The following is an 18,813-nucleotide window of genomic DNA, read 5'->3' on the forward strand; positions in this document are numbered from 1 at the left end:
GATGGTGACTTCGTCCCTGTCGCAGCGCGGCGCGCCGGCCTACTACGGCCCCGGCGTTTCACAGCTGCCGCCAAGTCACCGAAACTTATGCACAAAGTGATGAAAGCGGCACTTGCCGGACACTTTCAGCAGGACAGGTGAAGTAGTGCCTACAACGCGTTGATATTCAACGAAATACTAAAGCTGCCATTGCATCAAGCGTGGGCGGCCGGCGATATCAGAGCGCGCCGGATCAGTTTCCCCACAGAGTTATCCACAGACTTGTTCGCTGCGTCGCGGCAAAAGCACGACCGCTATCGCCCGGTGGCAAGCTTCACCCCATACGGACGCGTTTCGCCGGCAGGGTGGTCTGTTAGGATTGGCGGTTCCATCACGAAACCGACCCCACCCGTGAAAGAACAGCTGCGCGAACTGGTGCTGCAGGCGATCAAGTCCCTGCAAGCTGATGCCACCCTGCCCACCGACCTGGAGCTGCCCGGCTTCGTGATCGAGCGTGCGCGCAGTCGCGAACATGGCGATTTCGCCTGCAACGTGGCGATGCTGTTGGCCAAACCCGCGCGCGCCAAACCGCGCGAACTGGCCGAGAAGCTGGTGGCTGCGTTGCCGGTCAATGAACTGGTGGCGAAGGTCGAGATCGCCGGCCCCGGTTTCATCAACTTTTTCCTCGCCGCTGGTGCGTATCACGCCGAAGTGCGCCGGATCATGAGCGAAGGCGAGGCTTACGGTCGCAACAGCAGTGGCGCTGGCAAGACCGTAGGCGTTGAGTTCGTCTCGGCCAACCCGACCGGTCCGCTGCATGTCGGCCATGGCCGCGCCGCGGCGATCGGTGACTGTCTCAGCCGGCTGCTCGATGCCAGCGGCTGGAACGTCAAGCGCGAGTTCTATTACAACGACGCCGGCGTGCAGATCGCGAACCTGGCGATCTCGGTACAGGCGCGGGCGCGCGGGATCACCCCCGATGACAGCGGCTGGCCAGAGAACGGCTACCGTGGCGACTATATCGCCGACGTGGCACGCGCCTATCTCGACCGGGAATCGGTAGTCGCCGACGGCGAAACCGTGGTCGGTGCCGGTGACGTGGACGATCTGGACGCGATCCGCCGCTTCGCCGTGGCCAGCCTGCGCCGCGAACAGGACCTCGACCTGCAGGCGTTTGGCGTCGGCTTCGACACCTACTTCCTGGAATCGTCGCTGTACAGCGACGGCAAGGTCGAGGAGACGGTGCGCGAACTGATTGCCCACGGCCATACCTACGAGGAAGGCGGCGCGCTGTGGTTGCGCAGCACGGACTTCGGGGATGACAAAGACCGTGTGATGCGCAAGTCCGACGGCAGCTACACCTACTTCCTGCCCGACGTGGCCTACCACCTGAGCAAGTGGCAGCGCGGCTATCAGCGCGCGATTACTGAACTGGGCTCGGACCATCACGGCTCGCTGGCCCGGGTGAAGGCCGGCCTGCAGGCGCTGGACGTGGGTATTCCCAAGGGCTGGCCGGAATACGTACTGCACCAGATGGTGACGGTGATGCGCGGCGGCGAAGAGGTGAAAATCTCCAAGCGCGCCGGCAGCTATGTCACCTTGCGGGACCTGATCGACGAGGTCGGACGCGACGCCACGCGTTACTTCCTGATCTCGCGCAAGAGCGACTCGCAGCTGGTATTCGACATCGACCTGGCCCGCTCGCAGTCGAACGACAACCCGGTTTATTACATTCAATACGCGCACGCCCGCGTCTGCAGCGTGCTGCGCCAGGCACCGGAGAAGGGCTTCACCGTTGACCTTGCCGATGGCCTGGCTCAGCTGGACCGGCTGGATACCGAGCACGAGCAGATCCTGCTGACCGAGTTGTCGAAGTATCCCGAGCTGGTGGAAGCCGCCGCAGCCAACCTGGAGCCGCATCTGGTCGCCGCGTGGTTGCGCGAGCTGGCCAATGCGTTTCACACCTACTACAACTCCTACCAATTCCTGGTCGACGATGCCGCGCTGCGCAACGCGCGTCTGGCGCTGGTGGTGGCGACCCGACAGGTGTTGAAGAATGGCCTGGATTTGTTGGGCCTGAACGCCCCGGAGAAGATGTAATGGCAGCACGCAAGGGCAAGAGTCGGCAGGCGGTACGCAACGGCAGCAAAGGGTTTCCCGGCTGGGGCTACGCCATCATCGGCCTGCTGGTCGGCGTGATTCTGATGGCCGTGATGATGCGCGGCAGCCTGCTTACCAGCCTGCGCAAGGCCGACGGTCCGCAAGCCAATCCACAGGCCACCGCCGAGCACGGCAGTGCCCCGGGCGTGCTTGAATCGGGCGCCGCCGATGCTGCACCGAAGAAACCGCAGTTCGACTTCTACTCGGTCCTGTCAGAGAAGGAAGTACGCATTCCCGACGCCGAAATCAGCGCCCAGGCGCGCGTCGAGCAGCAGCAGAAACAGACGGCGCAGTTGCAGGCACAGCAGGCGCAACAGACAGCACAGGCTGCCGCGCAGGCGAATGCGCCACAGGTCGTCACCCAGAACATCACTGCCGCGCCCGCCAGCGCCGTCACCCCGTCCGGCGGCGGCAGCGGCTACTTGTTGCAGGTGGGCGCGTTCCCGAATGCGTCGGACGCAGAAACATTGAAGGCGAAGCTGGCGCTACAGGGATTTGTGGCCAATGTGCAGTCGGTGAATATCGGTGGACAAACCTACCATCGCGTCCGCCTTGGCCCGTTCCGCTCAGCCACCGACCTGGAATCCACCAAGCAACGACTGGCCGGCGCCGGCATCAACGCCATCGCGCTGAAAGAAGGCCACTGAGCTCTCTCCACCCCTCAACGAAGTTCTGCACATGACAATCAAGACAGCATGGATCACCGGCGCCACCTCGGGCTTTGGCGCCGCTGCGGTGGAACGCTTCGTGGCGGGCGGCTGGCAGGTGATTGCCAGTGGTCGGCGCGCCGAGCGGCTGCAGGCGCTGGTGGATCGGCACGGTGCCGAACGCGTGCATGCCGTCGCCTTCGATATGCGTGATGAGGCAGCCATGCGTGCCGCGCACGCCGCACTGCCGGCCGCCTTTGCCAACATCGACCTGCTGGTCAACAACGCCGGCCTGGCACTGGGCACCGCGCCGGCGCAGCAGGCGGATCTGGCGCAGTGGAAACAGATGATCGACGTCAATGTCACTGCGCTGGTGACGCTGACTCACCTGCTGTTGCCGCAACTGGTCGAACGTCGCGGTGCGATCGTCAATATCAGTTCGATCTCCGGCAGTTACGCCTATCGCGGCGGCAACGTCTACGGCGGCACCAAGGCGTTCGTCACCCAGTTCTCGCAGAACCTGCGCACCGATTTGCATGGTACCGGCGTGCGGGTCACTTCGATCGAACCGGGCATGGCGCAGACCGAGTTCACCGTGGTGCGCACCGGCGGCGATCAGGCCGCCTCGGACAAGCTTTACGCCGGCGCACAGCCGATCACCGGCAACGACATCGCCGAGACGATCTGGTGGGTCGCCAACCTGCCGGCCCACCTCGATATTTGTCGGCTGGAAGTGATGCCGGTCAGCCAGTCGGCTGCCGGTCTGCAAGTGCACCGCGATTAGACGAACCGGCGGGCAGTGCCCGCCGAGCAGGCACCACCCGGATTGCCCGCTACTGCATGAACCAGCCGTGGCTGACCACGATCGACTGACCGGTCAGCGCGGCTGACGGAAAGGTCGCCAGATACAGCGCGGTCTGCGCGATGTCTTCGAGCGTGGTGAAGGTGGCATCGACGGTGTTCTTCAACATCACGTTCTTGATCACCTCGTCTTCGCTGATGCCCAACTCCTTCGCCTGCTCGGGAATCTGCCGCTCGACCAGCGGCGTGCGCACAAAACCCGGGCAGATCACATGCGAGCGCACGTTGTGCGGCGCGCCCTCTTTCGCCAGTGTCCGCGCCAGTCCCAGCAAGCCGTGTTTGGCGGTGACGTAGGGTGCCTTCAGCATCGACGCTTCATGCGAATGCACCGAACCCATGTAGATCACGATGCCGCCGCGATCATCCTTGTACATGTGCTGCAACGCCGCCTTGGTGGTGAGGAAACCACCATCCAGATGGATCGCCAGCATCTTCTTCCAGTCGGCGAAGGCGAGCTGGTCGATCGGATTGATGATTTGCACCCCGGCGTTGGAAATGAGGATGTCCAGATGGCCAAACGTGGCGACTACCTGGTCGGTGCCGGCATTGACCGCATCCTCGTTGCTGACATCCATCGCAATGCCGATCGCCTTGCCACCGGCGGCATTGATTTCCGCAGCGACCTGGTCAGCCGCCTGCTGATTGATATCGGCAATCGCCACGCTGGCGCCCTGTTTCGCGTACAGCTCGGCAATCGCCTTGCCGAGGCCGCTGGCCGCGCCGGTAATCAGGGCGACCTTGCCATTGAGACTCGTCATGCGTTGCTCCTTCTCGGAAATGGGCAAGGCGCGGCCTTGTGGCCGCGCCGGTTCCGCTCATTGTAGGCGCCGCCGTGCGACGCACCATCAGACCTTGGGGCAGGGGTCAGCCCGCGTCTTCGGCCAGATAGGTATATGCGGTGAGCCCACCATTCAGCGCGTCGTACAACTGGCTGGCCTCGGCGCCACTCACTCCGGCGCTGGCAATACGTTCCCGGTAGCTCTGCCGCAATACTTCCAGGTCATAGCCGACGTAGTCGAGCATCAGGTCGGTGGTGTCGCCGCGGCGCACATGGGCAAACGTATAGCCATCACCGTCGACGCGCACGTTCACCGCATCGGTGTCGCCGAACAGGTTATGGATGTCGCCCAGCGTCTCCTGGTAGGCGCCGACCATGAAGATGCCCAGCCGATAGCTCTCGCCGTCTTTGAGCGAATGCAGGGGCAGGCTGACGTCGACGCCATCGGCGTCCACGTAATGGTCGATACGGCCATCCGAATCGCAGGTGAGGTCGACGATCACGCCGCGCCGCGTCGGCTCTTCGTCCAGCCGCGCGATCGGCGCGATCGGGAAAATCTGGCCAATCGCCCACACGTCCGGAATCGACTCGAACACCGAGAAGTTGACGAAGTATTTGTCGACCAGCTTCTCGTCCAGTTCGTCCAGCGCCTGCCGGTGCGAGCGCTCGGCCGGCAGCAAGCGGGTGCGCACGGCACGAGTGATCGCGTAATACATCTCGTCCAGCCGCGCGCGGTCGGCTAGCGCCAGCTGGCCCAGCGCGTACAGCGTCTGGCCTTCGCTCAGGTGATGCTGCGCTTCGTGGAACAGTTCCAGCGCGGGACGACGATCCAGTTCCTCATACGTTTCACGCAGCCGGCGCAGCACGGCCGGTTCGTCGGCACATGGCGGTGGGATCGCGCCATCGGGCACTTCTTCCACCTCGGTCACGTTGACCACCATCACCGCGTGGTGCGCGGTCATCGCGCGGCCGGCTTCGGTGAGGATGTGCGGCGCGTCCAGCCCTTCGGCGACGACTGCCTCGGCCAGCGACTGCACGATGGTCGAGGCGTACTGCTCGATCGAGTAGTTGATCGAGTTGTGGCTGCGCGAGCGCGAACCTTCGTAGTCCACGCCCAGGCCACCGCCGACGTCGACGATTTCCAGCGGCACACCCATCCGACGCAGCTCGACGAAATAGCGCGTCGCCTCGCGCATGCCGTTGGCGATGTCGCGCACGTTGGAAATCTGCGAACCCATGTGGAAATGCTGCAACTTCAGCGTGTGCTTGAGGCCAGCCGCATCGAGCCGCTCGATCAACGTCAGTACCTGATTCGGCGACAGCCCGAACTTGCCCTTGTCGCCACCAGTGTTCTGCCATTTGCCGGCGCCGATCGAGGCCAGCCGCACGCGCACGCCGAGCAACGGCTCCACGCCCAGCGCCTTGGCCTCAGTGAAAACATGGTCCAGCTCGGACAACTTCTCGATCACGATGTGCACGCGCAAGCCGAGCTTCTTGCCGATCAGCGCCAGACGGATATATTCGCGGTCCTTGTAGCCATTGCAGATCACGATGGAACCGGGCCGCGCCATCGCCAGCACCGCCATCAGCTCGGGCTTGGAGCCCGCTTCCAGGCCGAAACCATGGGTGCCGGCAGCGACCAGTTCACCGGCCACGCCGCGCTGTTGGTTGACCTTGATCGGATAGATCGAGGTATAGCCGCCAGCGTAGCCATGCTCGTCCATCGCTTGCGCGAACGCGCCCTGCAGGCGCGCCAGACGGTCGGCGAGGATGTCGGGAAAACGCACCAGCAGCGGCAGCCGCAAGCCTTCGGCGCGCGCGCGATTGACAATTTTCGGCAGTGACAACGCCGGGCCATGCGCGCCGCGCGGGCGCATTACGATATCGCCGGCAGCATCGACGTCCACATAGCCGTCACCCCAGTGGGGTACGGCGTAGGTGTGGCGGGCAGTGTCGGTAGTCCAGGGGGTCGCCATGCGAGAAATCTCCTCGATGAGTAAGGATGATGTCGTCGCAGCGGCGAGCCTTGACGTCTTGCTCAACTGTGGAGCACAAGCCCGAGCGACCGGAAGCCTCGCACGCCGCGGGGCCGATCAGGCTGGTCGGTCACCGACGCCAGGCGCCCGCGTAACCAGCGGTCATTGTAATAGGCCGATGTGAGGAAGGGGTGGCCGACGGTCCTGTCGGCACGTTCACGGCGGTTGTCGCTACAATACGCAGTCTTGCTTTCCCCCTCCCGGCACGTCAGGAACGTCCACCATGTCGCAGCAACTTCCCTCGAACGAAACCAGCTGGTTCACCGAAGCGCACCAGACATCCGGTTCGTCCATCGGTTTCCGCACCGAGCAGCTGCTGCATGCAGAGAAGACCCCGTTCCAGACCATCGAGATCCACAAGACCACCGACTGGGGCAACCTGATGGTGATCGATGGCTGCGTGATGCTGACTACCCGCGACAACTTCTTCTATCACGAGATGATGACGCACCCGGCGCTGTTCACCCATGCGCGCGCCAAGCGCGTGGTGATCATCGGTGGCGGCGATTGCGGCACGCTGCGCGAGGTGCTCAAGCATGAAGAAGTCGAGCACGCCGTGCAGGTGGAAATCGACGAGCGCGTGACGCGGCTGGCGGAGCAGTACTTCCCGGAGTTGTGTGAGTCGAACACCGACCCGCGCGCCGAACTGCTGTTCATCGACGGCATCAAGTACATGGCGGAAATCGAACCGGAATCCATTGACCTGGTCATCGTCGACTCGACCGATCCGGTCGGTCCAGCCGAAGGCCTGTTCAACGCCGCGTTTTACGCCAGCTGCTACAAGGCGCTGCGCCATGGCGGCCTGCTGGTGCAGCAGAGCGAATCGCCGCTGGCGCATATCGACCTGATCAAGTCGATGCGTTCGGCCATGCGTACCTGTGGCTTCAGCGCGGTGAAGACGCTGCCGTTCCCGCAGCCGTGCTATCCCACCGGCTGGTGGAGTTGCACGATGGCGCGCAAGGGTGGCGATCTGTCCGGCTTCCGCGAACGCGGCGCGATCAGCAAGAACTTCCCGACCCGCTATTACAACGCTGAAGTACACAAGGGTGCGTTGGCCCAGCCAGAATTCATGCGCGAAGCGCTAGGCGAGTAGGCCGAGCGGGGAACGGGGAACAAAAGCATACGTTGCACGGCTCTGGCTGTTCCCTGCGACCGAAGGAAGTCCCCTTGCGGGATGCCCGGCGCTCAAAACATCTTCGAGCGCACCTTCGGCAACAGCACCAGCAACAAGGTCGCCAGCGGCCCGCCCAGAATCGACAGGAAGAACCACAGCAGACCGCTGCGGTTCTTGCCTTGTGCCAGCGCGGCATTGATCAGGGCCAAGGTGCCCCAGCCGGCTACCCAGGGCGCGCCATCGGCCCACGTCGAAAGATGATTCACAGCGCGTCTCCCGAACAATGGTCATGGAGGCGCAGTTCCGCGCCGTGTAGCTCCCATCCTATCAAGGCAGATCAAAGCCGCGCACGTTTTGTGTCGCCATGGATCAGCGTGGCTTAATGTAACGGCGCTATGCTCAGCGCTTTGATTGCGGAAGCACGCCATGCTGCACGCACTGCGCCACCTTGCCCTCGCCTGCTCACTATCGTTGTTGGCGGCACCTGCCGTGGCCGCGAAAACCAAGCCGACCGAGAAGTCAGCCGCGCCGAGTGCCGCCGCCCAAACGCGCGACAAGGCTCAGCTGGTGTTCCAGCGCGACCTGGTCAGCGTCCTGGCACCCGGCGGCGATCCAGCCCGGCTGCTGGGGGCGGCACTGCTCGCCCGCCCCTTGTTCAACCAGCCGCCGGCCAACAGTTTTCATCGGCTGATCGAGCGCGCTGCACTGGCCGAGGGTGCTGGCGCTGCCACCAGCTGGGTGGGTCTGGCCGATTGTGACATTCATGCCGATGACTGTCCGAACAGCGCCGCGCTGGACAAATTGCTGACCCAGGCGCCGGACAACGCCGCCGTCTGGCTGGTCAAGCTGGGCGCCGATGCGCGCGCCATGAAACAGGATGACGCCCGCGCAGACCTGGCCAAGGCCGCAGCGGCGAAGCTCTATGACGATTACGCCGGCAGCAGCCTGCAGGCACTGGCGACCTCGGTCGGTACCCTGCCACCACCAGCCGATACGCTGGACCCGGCGCATGCAGGCGGCGCGGTGGGCATGCAAACCGTGCTGGTGTTCGGACTCGCCAGCAGCCAGCCGCAACCGAGCCTGCCACTGGTGGCAAAGCTCTGCGAAAACGCCGACGAGGACAGCTCGATCAAGTCCGATTGCCTGGCTCTAGCCAAGACCCTGGAGTGGGGTTCCAGCCCACTGGCCCGATCACTGGGCCTGCACCTGCGCGAAGTGTTGTCCGACGATCCCGCCGCGCAGCAAGACGCGAAGAACGCCCGTCGCACCCTGATCTGGCAGGTACAGAGCTTCACCCAGTTGCTGGCGCGCGCACCGGACGACGCGGCACTGTCCCAACGGTTGCTGGCGCTGGCCCGCCAAGGCGGCACCCAGATGAGCCTGCAACTGGCGGCGCTGCGCGAAAACCAGATCCCGGTCGATCCACCGGCGGACTGGCAGCCGCGCAAGGCGAAGTAGAGCGAAGCGGCGATCCGCTGATCGCGCTGGTGCCTGAGTGGTCCCAGCGCGAGCGCTGAACCTCGCTATTCAATCCTCGTCACTCACTTCACTTTTCGGGATTCCCCTTTCGCGCCATGCCCGTTAGGCTGGGATCACCTTCCGTGGCAAGGGTGATCCGATGCTTACGACGCTGGTGGCAAGCAGCAAGGGCGGTTGCGGCAAGAGCACGCTGGTGACGCAATTGGCGTCGCACTGGGCGCAGGCGGGGCAACACACGGCCATCGTCGATGGCGACCGGCAGCATTCCAGCTTTCATTGGGCCGAGCTTCGGCCAGACAATGTTCCCGGCGTGCTGGGGCTGGAAGGCGGCCGACGCGGGCTGCAGCGGGTGCCACCCGACACCCAGCAATTGTTGATCGACACCCCGGCCGGCTCCACCGAACGCGATCTCGAGCCCTACCTGGAACTGGCCAACGTCTTGCTGGTCCCGGTGTTGCCATCCTCGTTCGACCTGGATGCCACGCTGCGTTTCCTCGACGAATTGCGTTCGATCAACCGTATCCACCGCGGCAAGCTGCCGGTGGCACTGGTCGCCAACCGGCTGAAGCCGTGGACTCACGCCAGCCAGGATGCGGTCACCCAACTTACCGAGCAATCGCCGTTCCCGGTCGCCGCCCAGCTGCGCGACAGTCAGGCGTATGTGCTGCTGACCAGCCTGGGCAAAGGTATCTTCGACTACCAGTCCGAACAGGTGCGCAGCCACCAGCAAGACTGGAAAGCCCTGCTGCGCTGGATCAAGCGTCATCAATAAAGCCCACTCCCCTCATGCTTCCCGCGCACCTCGCGCATCCACCGCTGGAGTTCCCCCATGCACGAACTGATCCTGTTGCGTCACGCCGAAGCGGTGCCGATAGAAGCCAGCGGCGACGGTGACCAGCAACGCCCCTTGAGCCGCCGCGGCGAGCAGGAGGCCCAGGCTGCCGGGCTGTGGCTGGCCACGCACAAACTGCGACCCGACCGGGTGTTGTGCTCACCGACACGGCGCACCGACGAAACCACCCGACTGGCACTGGCCGCCATCGACAATGCGCCGGTGCCGCAGCCCGCGGAAGAAATCTACGACGCCTCGCCCGGCGAATTGCTGGCCCTGCTTGATCAACACAACGACGCCGACACGGTGCTGCTGGTCGGCCACAACCCGGGTATCGAGCGGCTGGTTGCGCTGCTGGTCGAAGGGCGTTCCGACGAATTCCGCGGCATGCCGCCCGGCGCGCTGGCGGTGCTGCACCTCAACGGTTCGCTGGAGCCGGGGAACGCGCGACTGGACGCGTTCTGGTCGCCCTGACCCTTCGCGCAGACTGACATGCCCGAGCTTTCGCTACGCTCGGGTCAGCCGACAGCTTGCTGACAAGCGCGATCACCGCCGCAGCACGTATCATTCGGGCATGCCTGTCCTGCGCCAACTCACTTTTCCCTTGCTGCTGGCACTGCTGTTGCTGCAGGGCTGCACCCTGTCACGCGCGCAAATCCGCCGCGCCGACGCGGTGGTTGCCGCCACCACCAACCGCAGCAGTAGTTGTGACCAAGCCGACCATTGCGCCACGCCATCACCGCTGCGGGCGGCGGCTGCAGCGGCCATGGCCGCGTCCACCGCAAAGCAGCCGGTGCATGTGGTCACCTTGCTCGACGACAGCGAACCGGCGCTGGCCGCACGAATCAACCTGATCCGTGCGGCCCAACACTCGATCGACGTGCAAACCTATATCTGGGACCAGGACGACGCCGGCCAGTTGATGCTCGACGAGCTGGTGCACGCCGCGCGGCGCGGCGTACAGGTGCGCATTCTCGCCGACCAGCTGTTTTCACTGGGCAACGTCGACCTGCTTGATCGGCTTTCGCGGATCAGCCCCAACCTCAACGTGCGGCTGTACAACCCGACCTTCCACAAGGCACGCACGCAGCCGCTGGAATTCGCCGCCGGCGTGCTGTGCTGCTTCATGCAATTCAACCAGCGCATGCACAACAAGCTGGTGCTGGTGGATGACCTGATCGGCATTACCGGCGGGCGTAATTACCAGGACCGCTACTTCAACTGGGACGACAGCTTCGATTATGTCGACCGCGACGTGATGGTCGGCGGTCCGGCCGCACGCGAGATGGCAGCGAGCTTCACGTTGTTCTGGAACCACAAGCGGGCGGTGCCGCTGACCCATCTGCGTGACGTCAACCGCAGCATTCTGGACGACCGCACACCGCCGACCTGGCCGGCACCGAAGTACCGGCGGCCACAGCGGGTAGCCCAGCTGCAACAGGCGGCCGAGGACCCGGCGTGGTTGAAGGCGTGGCTGGTCGACCCGACACTGCGCGTGGGCAAGGTCGACTTCTTCAGCGACCTGCCGGCAAAGACCGACGAGCCGGACAGGCAGCGCGCGCACGAGTTCACCCTGCACATCATGCGCATGGTCGGCGCAGCCAGGCGAGAGGTGCTGCTGCAGACGCCGTATCTGGTGATGAGCAAGCGCGCACAGCACATCTTCCGTGTATTGCATCGCCAGCCCGAGCCGCCACGAGTTATCGTGTCGACCAATTCACTGGCGTCCACCGATGCGTTTGCGGTGTATGCGATGTCGTACAAACACCGCAAGCGCTACCTCAAGAAATTCGGTTTCGAAATCCACGAGATCAAGCCGCAGGCGCCCAGCGCCGTGGCAGCCAACGAGCTGGCCAATCAGGACAGTGTCGCGGCCGTCTTGACAGCGAACGCAGTCAGTCCCGGCAGCCGGTCGCTCGAGCGTTTCCACCTGCTCGGCAGTCACGGCAGCAACAATCGGCCGGCACCCTTGCAGAGCGAAGGTCGGCGCTTTGGACTGCATGCGAAATCCATCGTGGTCGACGATGCGTTCGCGATGGTCGGTTCGCACAATTTTGATCCGCGCTCTGACCACTACAACACCGAGGCCGGGGTGATCATCTACGACCATGCGTTTGCCGATCAGCTGCGCGACAGCATCATGCTCAACGTGCAGCCGGGAAATGCCTGGGTGGTGGCACCACGGCTGGCGAAAGTGCCGGTATTGAGCGGTATCAATGAAGCTATCGGCGCGGTCTCCGAAAGCCTGCCGCTGTTCGACTTGTGGCCGTTTCGGTATGCCACCAGCTACGAACTGAAGCCCGGTTGCCAGCCGATGCGTGCCACCGATCCGAACTTCTACGCCTGTTACGAACCAGTCGGTGATTTCCCCGACGTGGCGGTGTCGCCGAAGTTGATCATCACCCGGCTGGTGACGGCGTTCGGGGCGGGCGTGAAGGGCGTGCTGTAGGAGCCCCTGGTGGCCGATGCTTTTATCCCACAAGCCGACTTCGTTCGGGCGCAGCTAGCGGAAGAGCATCGCCCACAAGGTGGGCTCCTACCCATCAAGGCAGCCGGGAAACCCCGTCACCGCGCGAGGAGAAGCGCATCGGCAGTTCGCCGGCGAAACCGTTCGGATAATCTGTCGGCACCGCGAACCGCCAGCCGCGCACGCTGCGTAGCGCGTGCTCGTCGAGCACCGGATCGCCACTGGACTGGCTGATGCGGGAGCTGCTCACCCGTCCGCCACCATCAATATCCACATGCATCACCACGCGGCCATCCAGATGGCCGCGCAACACGTCCCACGACTGCGAATTATCCGACGGCGTGGCCAGCGGGATCAGTTCCGGAGTGGCCGGCGTGGCCGGCGGCGCGGGTTCTTCGGATACCGGTCGATACGTCGGTCGACGGGATGCACGCTCCGCGCGTGCCGCTGTGCGTGAATGCCTTGCCGGCGCAGTGACCGGCAGGTGGTTGCCGGCAAGATACCGCTGTGGCGGACCCGGCCACACTTCAGTCAACGTGCTAAGCCAGCCGGTGCCAACGATACCGATGGCCAGGGCCAGCAGGCTGAGGCTGCTGGTGACGCGCAAACGCAACACGTCAGCCGTCCGCGATCACGGCCGCTCGAGAATCGCAGTCACGCCCATACCGCCAGCGGTGCAAATCGAGATCAGCCCGCGACCCGAACCTTTTTGTTCGAGCATCTTCGCCAGCGTGGCGACCAGTCGCGCACCCGTGGCGGCGAACGGATGGCCTACCGCCAGACTGGAGCCATGCACATTGAGCTTGGCCGGATCGATCGCACCCAGCGGCGCCTCCAGGCCAAGCCGCTGTTTGCAGTAGTCAGCCGACTCCCACGCACGCAGCGTGCACAGTACCTGCGCCGCGAACGCTTCGTGGATTTCGTAGTAGTCGAAGTCCTGCAAGCTCAGCCCGTTGCGCGCCAGCATGCGCGGCACCGCAATGGTCGGCGCCATCAGCAGGCCTTCACCGTGGACGAAGTCCACCGCCGCCACTTCGGCATCACGCAGATAGGCCTGCACGGTCAGCCCGCGCGCCGTCGCCCATGCATCGGTACCCAGCAGCACCGCGGCAGCACCGTCGGACAAGCCGGTGGAATTGCCGGCGGTCAGCGTGCCGTTGCCGGAGCGCTTGTCGAACGCCGGCTTCAGCGAAGCCAGCTTGTCCATGCTCGAATCCGGGCGCAGGAAGCCATCGCGCTTGAGGCCGCGGAATGGCACCAGCAAATCATCGAAGAAACCCTCGGCGTAAGCCGCGGCCAGCTTGTGGTGGCTGTCCAGCGCCAACTGGTCCTGCGCCTCGCGGCTGACCTGCCATTCCTTCGCCATCTGCTCGCAATGGTCGCCCATCGACTTGCCGGTGCGCGGCTCGGCCACGCCCGGGAACGACGGCTTCAGTTCGCTGAAGGAGAACCCGCGCAGGGCGGCTTTCAGCTTGTCCATCGGCGTCTTCGCGCGGTTCATCGCCAGCAGGCGCTTGCGCAAACGGCTGCCGTAAACGATCGGCACGTCCGAGGTGGTGTCCGATCCGCCGGCAATGCCGGCCTCGATCTGCCCGACGGCGATCTTGTTGGCGATGATGATGGTGTTGTCCAGCGAGGTGCCGCAGGCGCGCGCGGTGGTGATGCCCGGCGTGGTCGGCGCCAGCCCGGAACTGAGCAGCGCCTCGCGCGCCAGGTTCCAGTCCGAGGCGTGCTTGATCACCGCGCCCATCGCCACTTCACCCAGCTCCACGCCGTGCAGGCCGAAGCGTTCGACCAGTGCGCCAAGCACTTTCACCGACATGCCGAAATTGCCGACATCGGCATAAGCCGTGTTGTTGCGGCAAAACGGAATGCGTACACCGCCGATGATGCCGACGCGCTTCTGCGTGTTTTCCATGCTCAAAACAGTCCACCACTCAAGTTAAGTCAAGGCTAACCCGCCCTGCCGTGCGGCGAAAGCCCAAAACGCTGAATGGTAGAATCGTGCTCTTTGTCGAATGGACGCAAATCCCGTGGAAGTGCAAACGCTGCTCGCCCTGCCTGTCGTGCTGGCGCTGGAACCGGTCGAAGGCGAGCCGCCGGCGCGATTGACGCTTTCTCGCGACGAAGCCGCCGAACTGGCCGCACTGGTCGCTGCCGACCTGCACGCGCTGGTGCCGCAGGTGGAGGCGGCGCGGCTGGCACTGGCCGGCGCGCTGTTCGATCAGGTCGAATTGCTGCGTCCCGGCTTCCCGATCTGGGCCACGCTCGACGAGCTGGCCCGCCGCGTACCGCGTGGACATCTTCAGAACGTGGTGGCGTTCGGCAGCCACGACGGCCACATGCCGGCGCAGCCGCTGGAGCCTTCGGCGATCTACGCCGGCGGCCCGATGCGGTTATTGCCGATGAGCTTGCTGGCGCCGGCAGAACTGGCCGAGGAACTGTCCGAACAGCTGGAAATTCAGCTGGTTGGCCGCGGCGAAGCCGGCGCGCTGACGGCCGACTGGCTGATGCGCACGCTGGGCATCCGGCTGGAACATGTGCGTTACCTCAGTCGCAACGACTTGCTGGCGCTGACCTGCGTGCAATACGAACACGTCAATCTCGCGCCGCTGTGGGCGCTGCTGGAAACGGCCCTGCTGACCCCGGAGCGCGAAGAATCGACCATGAGCGCACGCGGACTGGCGCTGCGCTATGCGGACGGCAAAGTGCTGGCGCAGTCACCGTCGCAGTGGCTGGCCGGGCAGGCTGGCGACACGGCTGAGCGCGCGCACGGGCTGGCCGGTATCGTGTTCGAACTGCGCCAGTACGCGGCCCTGCTGGACGGCCATCAGCTGCCGCTGCAATTGCAGCCCGGCCTGGCGCTGGCGGTGGAAGCCTGCGACGGTTATCTGCTGGAAACCCTGGCCGAAGCCGACCCCGGTTACGACCCACCAAGCCTGTTCGGTCACGAAGCGCCGGGCCTGGGCGTGGTGGCGATCAGCGTGGCCCAGCGCGGTGCGCATGCGCAACCACGCTTGCTGGCACACGCCTGGCCACTGCAACCGCAGGCGTTGGGCAAACTGCTGGCTCGGCTGAGCGCGCGTTACGGCATCGCCGGTGATTTACATGCGCTGGGTCGGATCATGCTGGATGAACAAGGTCGGCTGACGGCGCCGGCAACGGTTCTGCACTAGCCGGTTTTCGCCCATCACGATGCAAGTGCTGAACCCGACGACGCGGTCATCTGGGCAAACCGTGCAACTCGGTGCATGATGGAACCGCGCCACAGGGGGCGCCACGCTGACGGAATGACCATGCGGCCGCACAAGCCTGCCGAGGTATCGCCTTCGCTGCAAAACCGGCCAGGCTGGCCGGAGCAGGTGCTGCGCGACGCCCCCGTTCTGCTCGCCTACCTCGACCTCGACGAGCGCTTCCGTTTCGCCAACGAAACCCATCGCAGCTGGCTGGGTATTGATCCTGAGCAGCTGCTCGGTCGCCGGCTGGTCGAGGTGATCGGCCATCGCAACCACCAGCGGGCCGGGCCGGCGCTGACCACAGCCTACGCCGGCCAACTCGCCAGTTACGAGGGCGAACTGTACAACGGCAGCGAGCGACGCTACGCCCACGGCAACTTCCAGCCCGACTTCGACGACGACGGGCGCGTCTGCGGCATCTTCACCGCGCTGGTCGACATCACCGAACGACGCAACCTGGAGTTGCAGCTGCACGAGAGTGAGCAGCGCTTCTTCAGCGCGTTCCAGCATGCGGCGATCGGCATGGCCCTGACCAGCCCGGACGGCCGGCTGCTGCGCGTCAACACAGCGGTGTGCCAGATGCTCGGCTACGCCGAACAGGAGCTGCTACGCAAGGACATCGTCCAGCTGAGCCACCCCGAGGACATTGCCGAAGACGAAGCGATGATGGCGCAGTTGCTCGCCGGCACGCGTGACTCCTACCAGCTGGAAAAGCGCAACTTCCACAAGGACGGCCATGTGGTGCACATCCAGCTCAGCGTGTCGCTGGTACGCGAAGCCACCGGTGCGCCGTTGTACTTCGTCTCGCAAGTGCAGGACATCAGCCAGCGCAAGGCGTTCGAGGAAGCGCTGCATCGCGAGCGCGAACTGGCCGAGGTGACCTTGCGCTCGATCGGCGACGCGGTGATCACCACCGACCCGCACATCTGCATCACCTCGCTCAACCCGATTGCCGAGGCGATGACCGGCTGGAGCAGCGCCGAAGCCCGTGGCCGGCCGATCGAGGAAATTTTCCAGCTGTTTGACGCGGAAGATGGCCGCAGCGTGGCCAACCCCCTGCGCGCCGCCATCGAACAAAACGCCATTGTCGACCTGGCCGGCAAGACCATGCTGCGCCACCGCCACGGTTTCGACACGCCGGTAGAAGATTCCTCGGCGCCGATCCACGACCATGCCGGCAACGTGATCGGCGGCGTGCTGGTATTCCACGACGTCAGCGAAAATCGCTCGCTGGCCTTGAAGATGATCCACCTGACCCAGCACGACACCTTGACCGGCCTGCCCAATCGCAGCCAGTTGCCCGGCCACGTCGAGCGCGCCATCGCCACGGCCAGCCGCCGCCAGCAGCGGGCAGCCTTGCTGTATATCGATCTGGACAATTTCAAGCGGATCAATGAACTGATTGGTCCTGCTGCTGGCGACCAGGTCTTGCGCAGCTTCGTCAGTCAACTGCAGCGCGGGCTGTCCGGCGATGAGTTGTTGATCCGCTACGGCGGCGATGAGTTCGTGGTGGTGCTGCCACACGTGGACAGCGCCGGCGAGGTGGCGCGCCTGTGCCAGACGCTGATCAACCACGGCGAACAGACACGCGTTGCCGGCCTGCCCGGCGAGTCACTGCACCTCAGCATCGGCGTCAGTATTTTTCCGGACGACGCGAGCAACGCCGACGAACTCTTGCAGCACGCCGAGACCGCGATACTGGCTGCCAAGGTACAAGGCCAGCATGGCTATCGCTTTTTTACGCCGTCGATGGACGAGCGTGCGCGCGCACACCGACGCCTCGAAACCGGTCTGCGCCAGGCGCTGTCACGCAACGAGCTGAAGCTGCATTACCAGCCCAAGGTGGACGCCCACAGCAAGCGCATCGTCGGCGCCGAGGCCTTGCTGCGCTGGCAAGTGAACGAACGCGACTATTCGCGCCCGGACGAATTCATTCCGGTGGCGGAAGACACCGGACTAATCCTGCCGATCGGCACCTGGGTGCTGCGCCAGGCATGCCGCCAGGCCCGCATGTGGCAGCAGGCCGGGCAGCCGATTCCCATTTCCGTGAACGTGTCGCCGCTGCAGTTCCAGCATGCCGAGTTCTACAGCTGGCTGGATGACGTGCTGGAGGAAAGCGGACTGGACGCCAGCCTGCTCGAACTGGAACTGACCGAGCGCATGGTGATGTCCGGTGGCGAAGCCACCACCCGGCTGTTGCAGCGAATCCGGCAGCGCGGCGTGCGCCTGTCACTGGACGACTTCGGTACCGGTTATTGCAGCCTGTCTTATCTGAAGCACTTCCCGATCGACGCGCTGAAAATCGATCGCATGTTCGTGCGCGACATCACCACGGATCACGACACCGCCACCATCACCAGCGCAATCATCGCGATGGCACGCAGCCTCAACAAGGACGTGATCGCGGAAGGCGTGGAAACCCACGAGCAAGGCAGCTTCCTGCGGCATGCCGGTTGCTCACAGCTGCAGGGCTATTTGTACGGCGTGCCGATGCCGGCGGCGGAGCTGCAGAAGCTGCTCGCCAGGCCAGCACAAGAGCCATAACGGTCATGGCGGACAGTGTCCGCCCTGCGAGGCACCGACCCCACGGAAACGGCGAACCATTGCCGCCTTGCGAAGCTGCTGAGGCGCAGGGCAAGCACTGCCCGCCGGCTGTTCTCACGCGCCGCCCGAGCAGCGGGCCATTGCCAGGCTACGCCGGCAGCGGCATCTCGTACATGAAGTAATGGCAACGCTGCATGCCTAGTCCCTCGTACGTAGCCTGGGCGTGCCGGTTCTCCGTTTCAACATACAAGCGCAGGCCCACCGCGCCCGACTGCGCGGCACGTTGTTCCACCTCGGCATACAGCGCGCGGAAGACACCCGCGCGACGCGCGGCAGGCACCACGTAAACACTTTGTACCCACCAGAAGTCGCCACAGCGCCAGTCGCTCCATTCGCGCGTCACCAGCAGGCTGCCGACCGGCTCGCCATCGCGTTCGGCCACCAGATAAAAGCCGCGCTGGGCCTGCTCGAAGACGCCGTTGACCCCGCGCGTGAGCGTCGCCAGGTCAAGTTTCTTGTGCTCGGTTTCCCACGCCATGGAGGCATTCCACTCGACCAGCGCAGCGAGATCGGCGGGCAGGGCGGGGCGAATCGTCAAGGGCACGGCGTGACTCCGGTCAGTTGGGTTGGCCCATCGTAGCGTGCATGTCCTTCACATGAGCGCGCGTAGCCTTGAGCGG

Annotated in this window: 16 protein-coding genes; 10 read left to right on the top strand and 6 right to left on the bottom strand. The window is 64.5% G+C overall.

Annotation, left to right across the window (positions count from 1 at the left end; translation table 11 throughout):
- The first annotated feature begins 390 nt into the window (after window positions 1-390).
- Genes argS through PY254_RS01770 form a run of 3 tightly spaced genes read left to right on the top strand, consistent with a single transcriptional unit; the run spans window position 391 to window position 3,570 of the window.
- Entirely contained in the window at window positions 391-2,079 is a 1,689-nt protein-coding gene (argS, locus tag PY254_RS01760; protein WP_281013768.1) for an arginine--tRNA ligase, read from the top strand.
- The gene (locus PY254_RS01765; protein ID WP_281013769.1) at window positions 2,079-2,786 is read left to right on the top strand and encodes an SPOR domain-containing protein; all 708 of its coding nucleotides are present in this window, start codon (window positions 2,079-2,081) and stop codon (window positions 2,784-2,786) included. Before argS ends, PY254_RS01765 begins: the two co-directional genes overlap by 1 nt.
- A gap of 31 nt (window positions 2,787-2,817) precedes the next feature.
- The gene (locus PY254_RS01770; protein ID WP_281013770.1) at window positions 2,818-3,570 is read left to right on the top strand and encodes an SDR family NAD(P)-dependent oxidoreductase; all 753 of its coding nucleotides are present in this window, start codon (window positions 2,818-2,820) and stop codon (window positions 3,568-3,570) included.
- Between the two features lie 49 nt (window positions 3,571-3,619).
- On the opposite strand, the gene PY254_RS01775 is transcribed toward PY254_RS01770, so the two are convergent.
- Window positions 3,620-4,405, bottom strand: coding sequence for a 3-hydroxybutyrate dehydrogenase (locus PY254_RS01775; protein WP_281013771.1), 786 nt, complete (start codon window positions 4,403-4,405; stop codon window positions 3,620-3,622).
- Between the two features lie 106 nt (window positions 4,406-4,511).
- A complete protein-coding gene (gene speA, locus PY254_RS01780; protein WP_281013772.1) occupies window positions 4,512-6,401 on the bottom strand; it encodes an arginine decarboxylase in 1,890 nt (629 codons plus the stop codon).
- 283 nt (window positions 6,402-6,684) lie between these two features.
- On the opposite strand from speA, the gene speE reads away from it, so the two are divergent.
- Complete coding sequence (gene speE, locus PY254_RS01785) at window positions 6,685-7,554, top strand: polyamine aminopropyltransferase (RefSeq protein WP_281013773.1); 870 nt, start codon at window positions 6,685-6,687, stop codon at window positions 7,552-7,554.
- A 92-nt stretch (window positions 7,555-7,646) separates the two neighbouring features.
- Here the strand turns inward: speE and PY254_RS01790 are convergent, their stop codons facing one another.
- Window positions 7,647-7,841, bottom strand: a complete 195-nt coding sequence (locus PY254_RS01790; RefSeq protein ID WP_281013774.1) for an antitermination protein NusB — start codon at window positions 7,839-7,841, stop codon at window positions 7,647-7,649.
- Window positions 7,842-8,001: 160 nt separating this feature from the next.
- On the opposite strand from PY254_RS01790, the gene PY254_RS01795 reads away from it, so the two are divergent.
- The 4 genes from PY254_RS01795 (at window position 8,002) to PY254_RS01810 (ending at window position 12,335) form a co-directional block, all read left to right on the top strand.
- Entirely contained in the window at window positions 8,002-9,033 is a 1,032-nt protein-coding gene (locus PY254_RS01795; RefSeq protein ID WP_281013775.1) for a hypothetical protein, read from the top strand.
- 160 nt (window positions 9,034-9,193) lie between these two features.
- Complete coding sequence (locus tag PY254_RS01800; RefSeq protein ID WP_281013776.1) at window positions 9,194-9,826, top strand: nucleotide-binding protein; 633 nt, start codon at window positions 9,194-9,196, stop codon at window positions 9,824-9,826.
- Window positions 9,827-9,883: 57 nt separating this feature from the next.
- Window positions 9,884-10,360, top strand: a complete 477-nt coding sequence (locus tag PY254_RS01805; RefSeq protein WP_281013777.1) for a SixA phosphatase family protein — start codon at window positions 9,884-9,886, stop codon at window positions 10,358-10,360.
- Window positions 10,361-10,460: 100 nt separating this feature from the next.
- On the top strand, window positions 10,461-12,335 hold the full coding sequence (locus PY254_RS01810) for a phospholipase D-like domain-containing protein (RefSeq protein ID WP_281013778.1): 1,875 nt from the start codon (window positions 10,461-10,463) through the stop codon (window positions 12,333-12,335).
- Between the two features lie 94 nt (window positions 12,336-12,429).
- Here PY254_RS01810 and PY254_RS01815 read toward each other — a convergent pair whose 3' ends face one another.
- The gene (locus tag PY254_RS01815) at window positions 12,430-12,969 is read right to left on the bottom strand and encodes an energy transducer TonB (protein WP_281013779.1); all 540 of its coding nucleotides are present in this window, start codon (window positions 12,967-12,969) and stop codon (window positions 12,430-12,432) included.
- Between the two features lie 15 nt (window positions 12,970-12,984).
- Window positions 12,985-14,271, bottom strand: a complete 1,287-nt coding sequence (locus tag PY254_RS01820) for an acetyl-CoA C-acetyltransferase (protein WP_281013780.1) — start codon at window positions 14,269-14,271, stop codon at window positions 12,985-12,987.
- Window positions 14,272-14,386: 115 nt separating this feature from the next.
- Here PY254_RS01820 and PY254_RS01825 point away from each other — a divergent pair, with 115 nt between their 5' ends.
- Both PY254_RS01825 and PY254_RS01830 read left to right on the top strand, forming a co-directional pair.
- A complete protein-coding gene (locus tag PY254_RS01825) occupies window positions 14,387-15,529 on the top strand; it encodes a hypothetical protein (RefSeq protein WP_281013781.1) in 1,143 nt (380 codons plus the stop codon).
- A 120-nt stretch (window positions 15,530-15,649) separates the two neighbouring features.
- The gene (locus PY254_RS01830) at window positions 15,650-18,133 is read left to right on the top strand and encodes a sensor domain-containing protein (RefSeq protein WP_281013782.1); all 2,484 of its coding nucleotides are present in this window, start codon (window positions 15,650-15,652) and stop codon (window positions 18,131-18,133) included.
- 148 nt (window positions 18,134-18,281) lie between these two features.
- Here the strand turns inward: PY254_RS01830 and PY254_RS01835 are convergent, their stop codons facing one another.
- Window positions 18,282-18,737: a GNAT family N-acetyltransferase gene (locus PY254_RS01835; RefSeq protein WP_281013783.1), complete on the bottom strand. Its 456-nt coding sequence runs from the start codon at window positions 18,735-18,737 to the stop codon at window positions 18,282-18,284.
- Window positions 18,738-18,813: the final 76 nt, after the last annotated feature.

Origin of the sequence: Rhodanobacter sp. AS-Z3 (genome assembly GCF_029224025.1) — a bacterium.
Taxonomy (GTDB): domain Bacteria; phylum Pseudomonadota; class Gammaproteobacteria; order Xanthomonadales; family Rhodanobacteraceae; genus Rhodanobacter.

Coding starts and splice junctions, on each gene's coding strand:
- PY254_RS01810 (WP_281013778.1), top strand. CDS start 10,461: ATGCCTGTCCTGCGCCAACTCACTTTTCCCTTGCTGCTGGCACTGCTG.
- PY254_RS01765 (WP_281013769.1), top strand. CDS start 2,079: ATGGCAGCACGCAAGGGCAAGAGTCGGCAGGCGGTACGCAACGGCAGC.
- PY254_RS01800 (WP_281013776.1), top strand. CDS start 9,194: ATGCTTACGACGCTGGTGGCAAGCAGCAAGGGCGGTTGCGGCAAGAGC.
- PY254_RS01795 (WP_281013775.1), top strand. CDS start 8,002: ATGCTGCACGCACTGCGCCACCTTGCCCTCGCCTGCTCACTATCGTTG.
- speE (WP_281013773.1), top strand. CDS start 6,685: ATGTCGCAGCAACTTCCCTCGAACGAAACCAGCTGGTTCACCGAAGCG.
- PY254_RS01805 (WP_281013777.1), top strand. CDS start 9,884: ATGCACGAACTGATCCTGTTGCGTCACGCCGAAGCGGTGCCGATAGAA.
- speA (WP_281013772.1), bottom strand. CDS start 6,401: ATGGCGACCCCCTGGACTACCGACACTGCCCGCCACACCTACGCCGTA.
- PY254_RS01830 (WP_281013782.1), top strand. CDS start 15,650: ATGCGGCCGCACAAGCCTGCCGAGGTATCGCCTTCGCTGCAAAACCGG.
- PY254_RS01820 (WP_281013780.1), bottom strand. CDS start 14,271: ATGGAAAACACGCAGAAGCGCGTCGGCATCATCGGCGGTGTACGCATT.
- PY254_RS01775 (WP_281013771.1), bottom strand. CDS start 4,405: ATGACGAGTCTCAATGGCAAGGTCGCCCTGATTACCGGCGCGGCCAGC.
- PY254_RS01770 (WP_281013770.1), top strand. CDS start 2,818: ATGACAATCAAGACAGCATGGATCACCGGCGCCACCTCGGGCTTTGGC.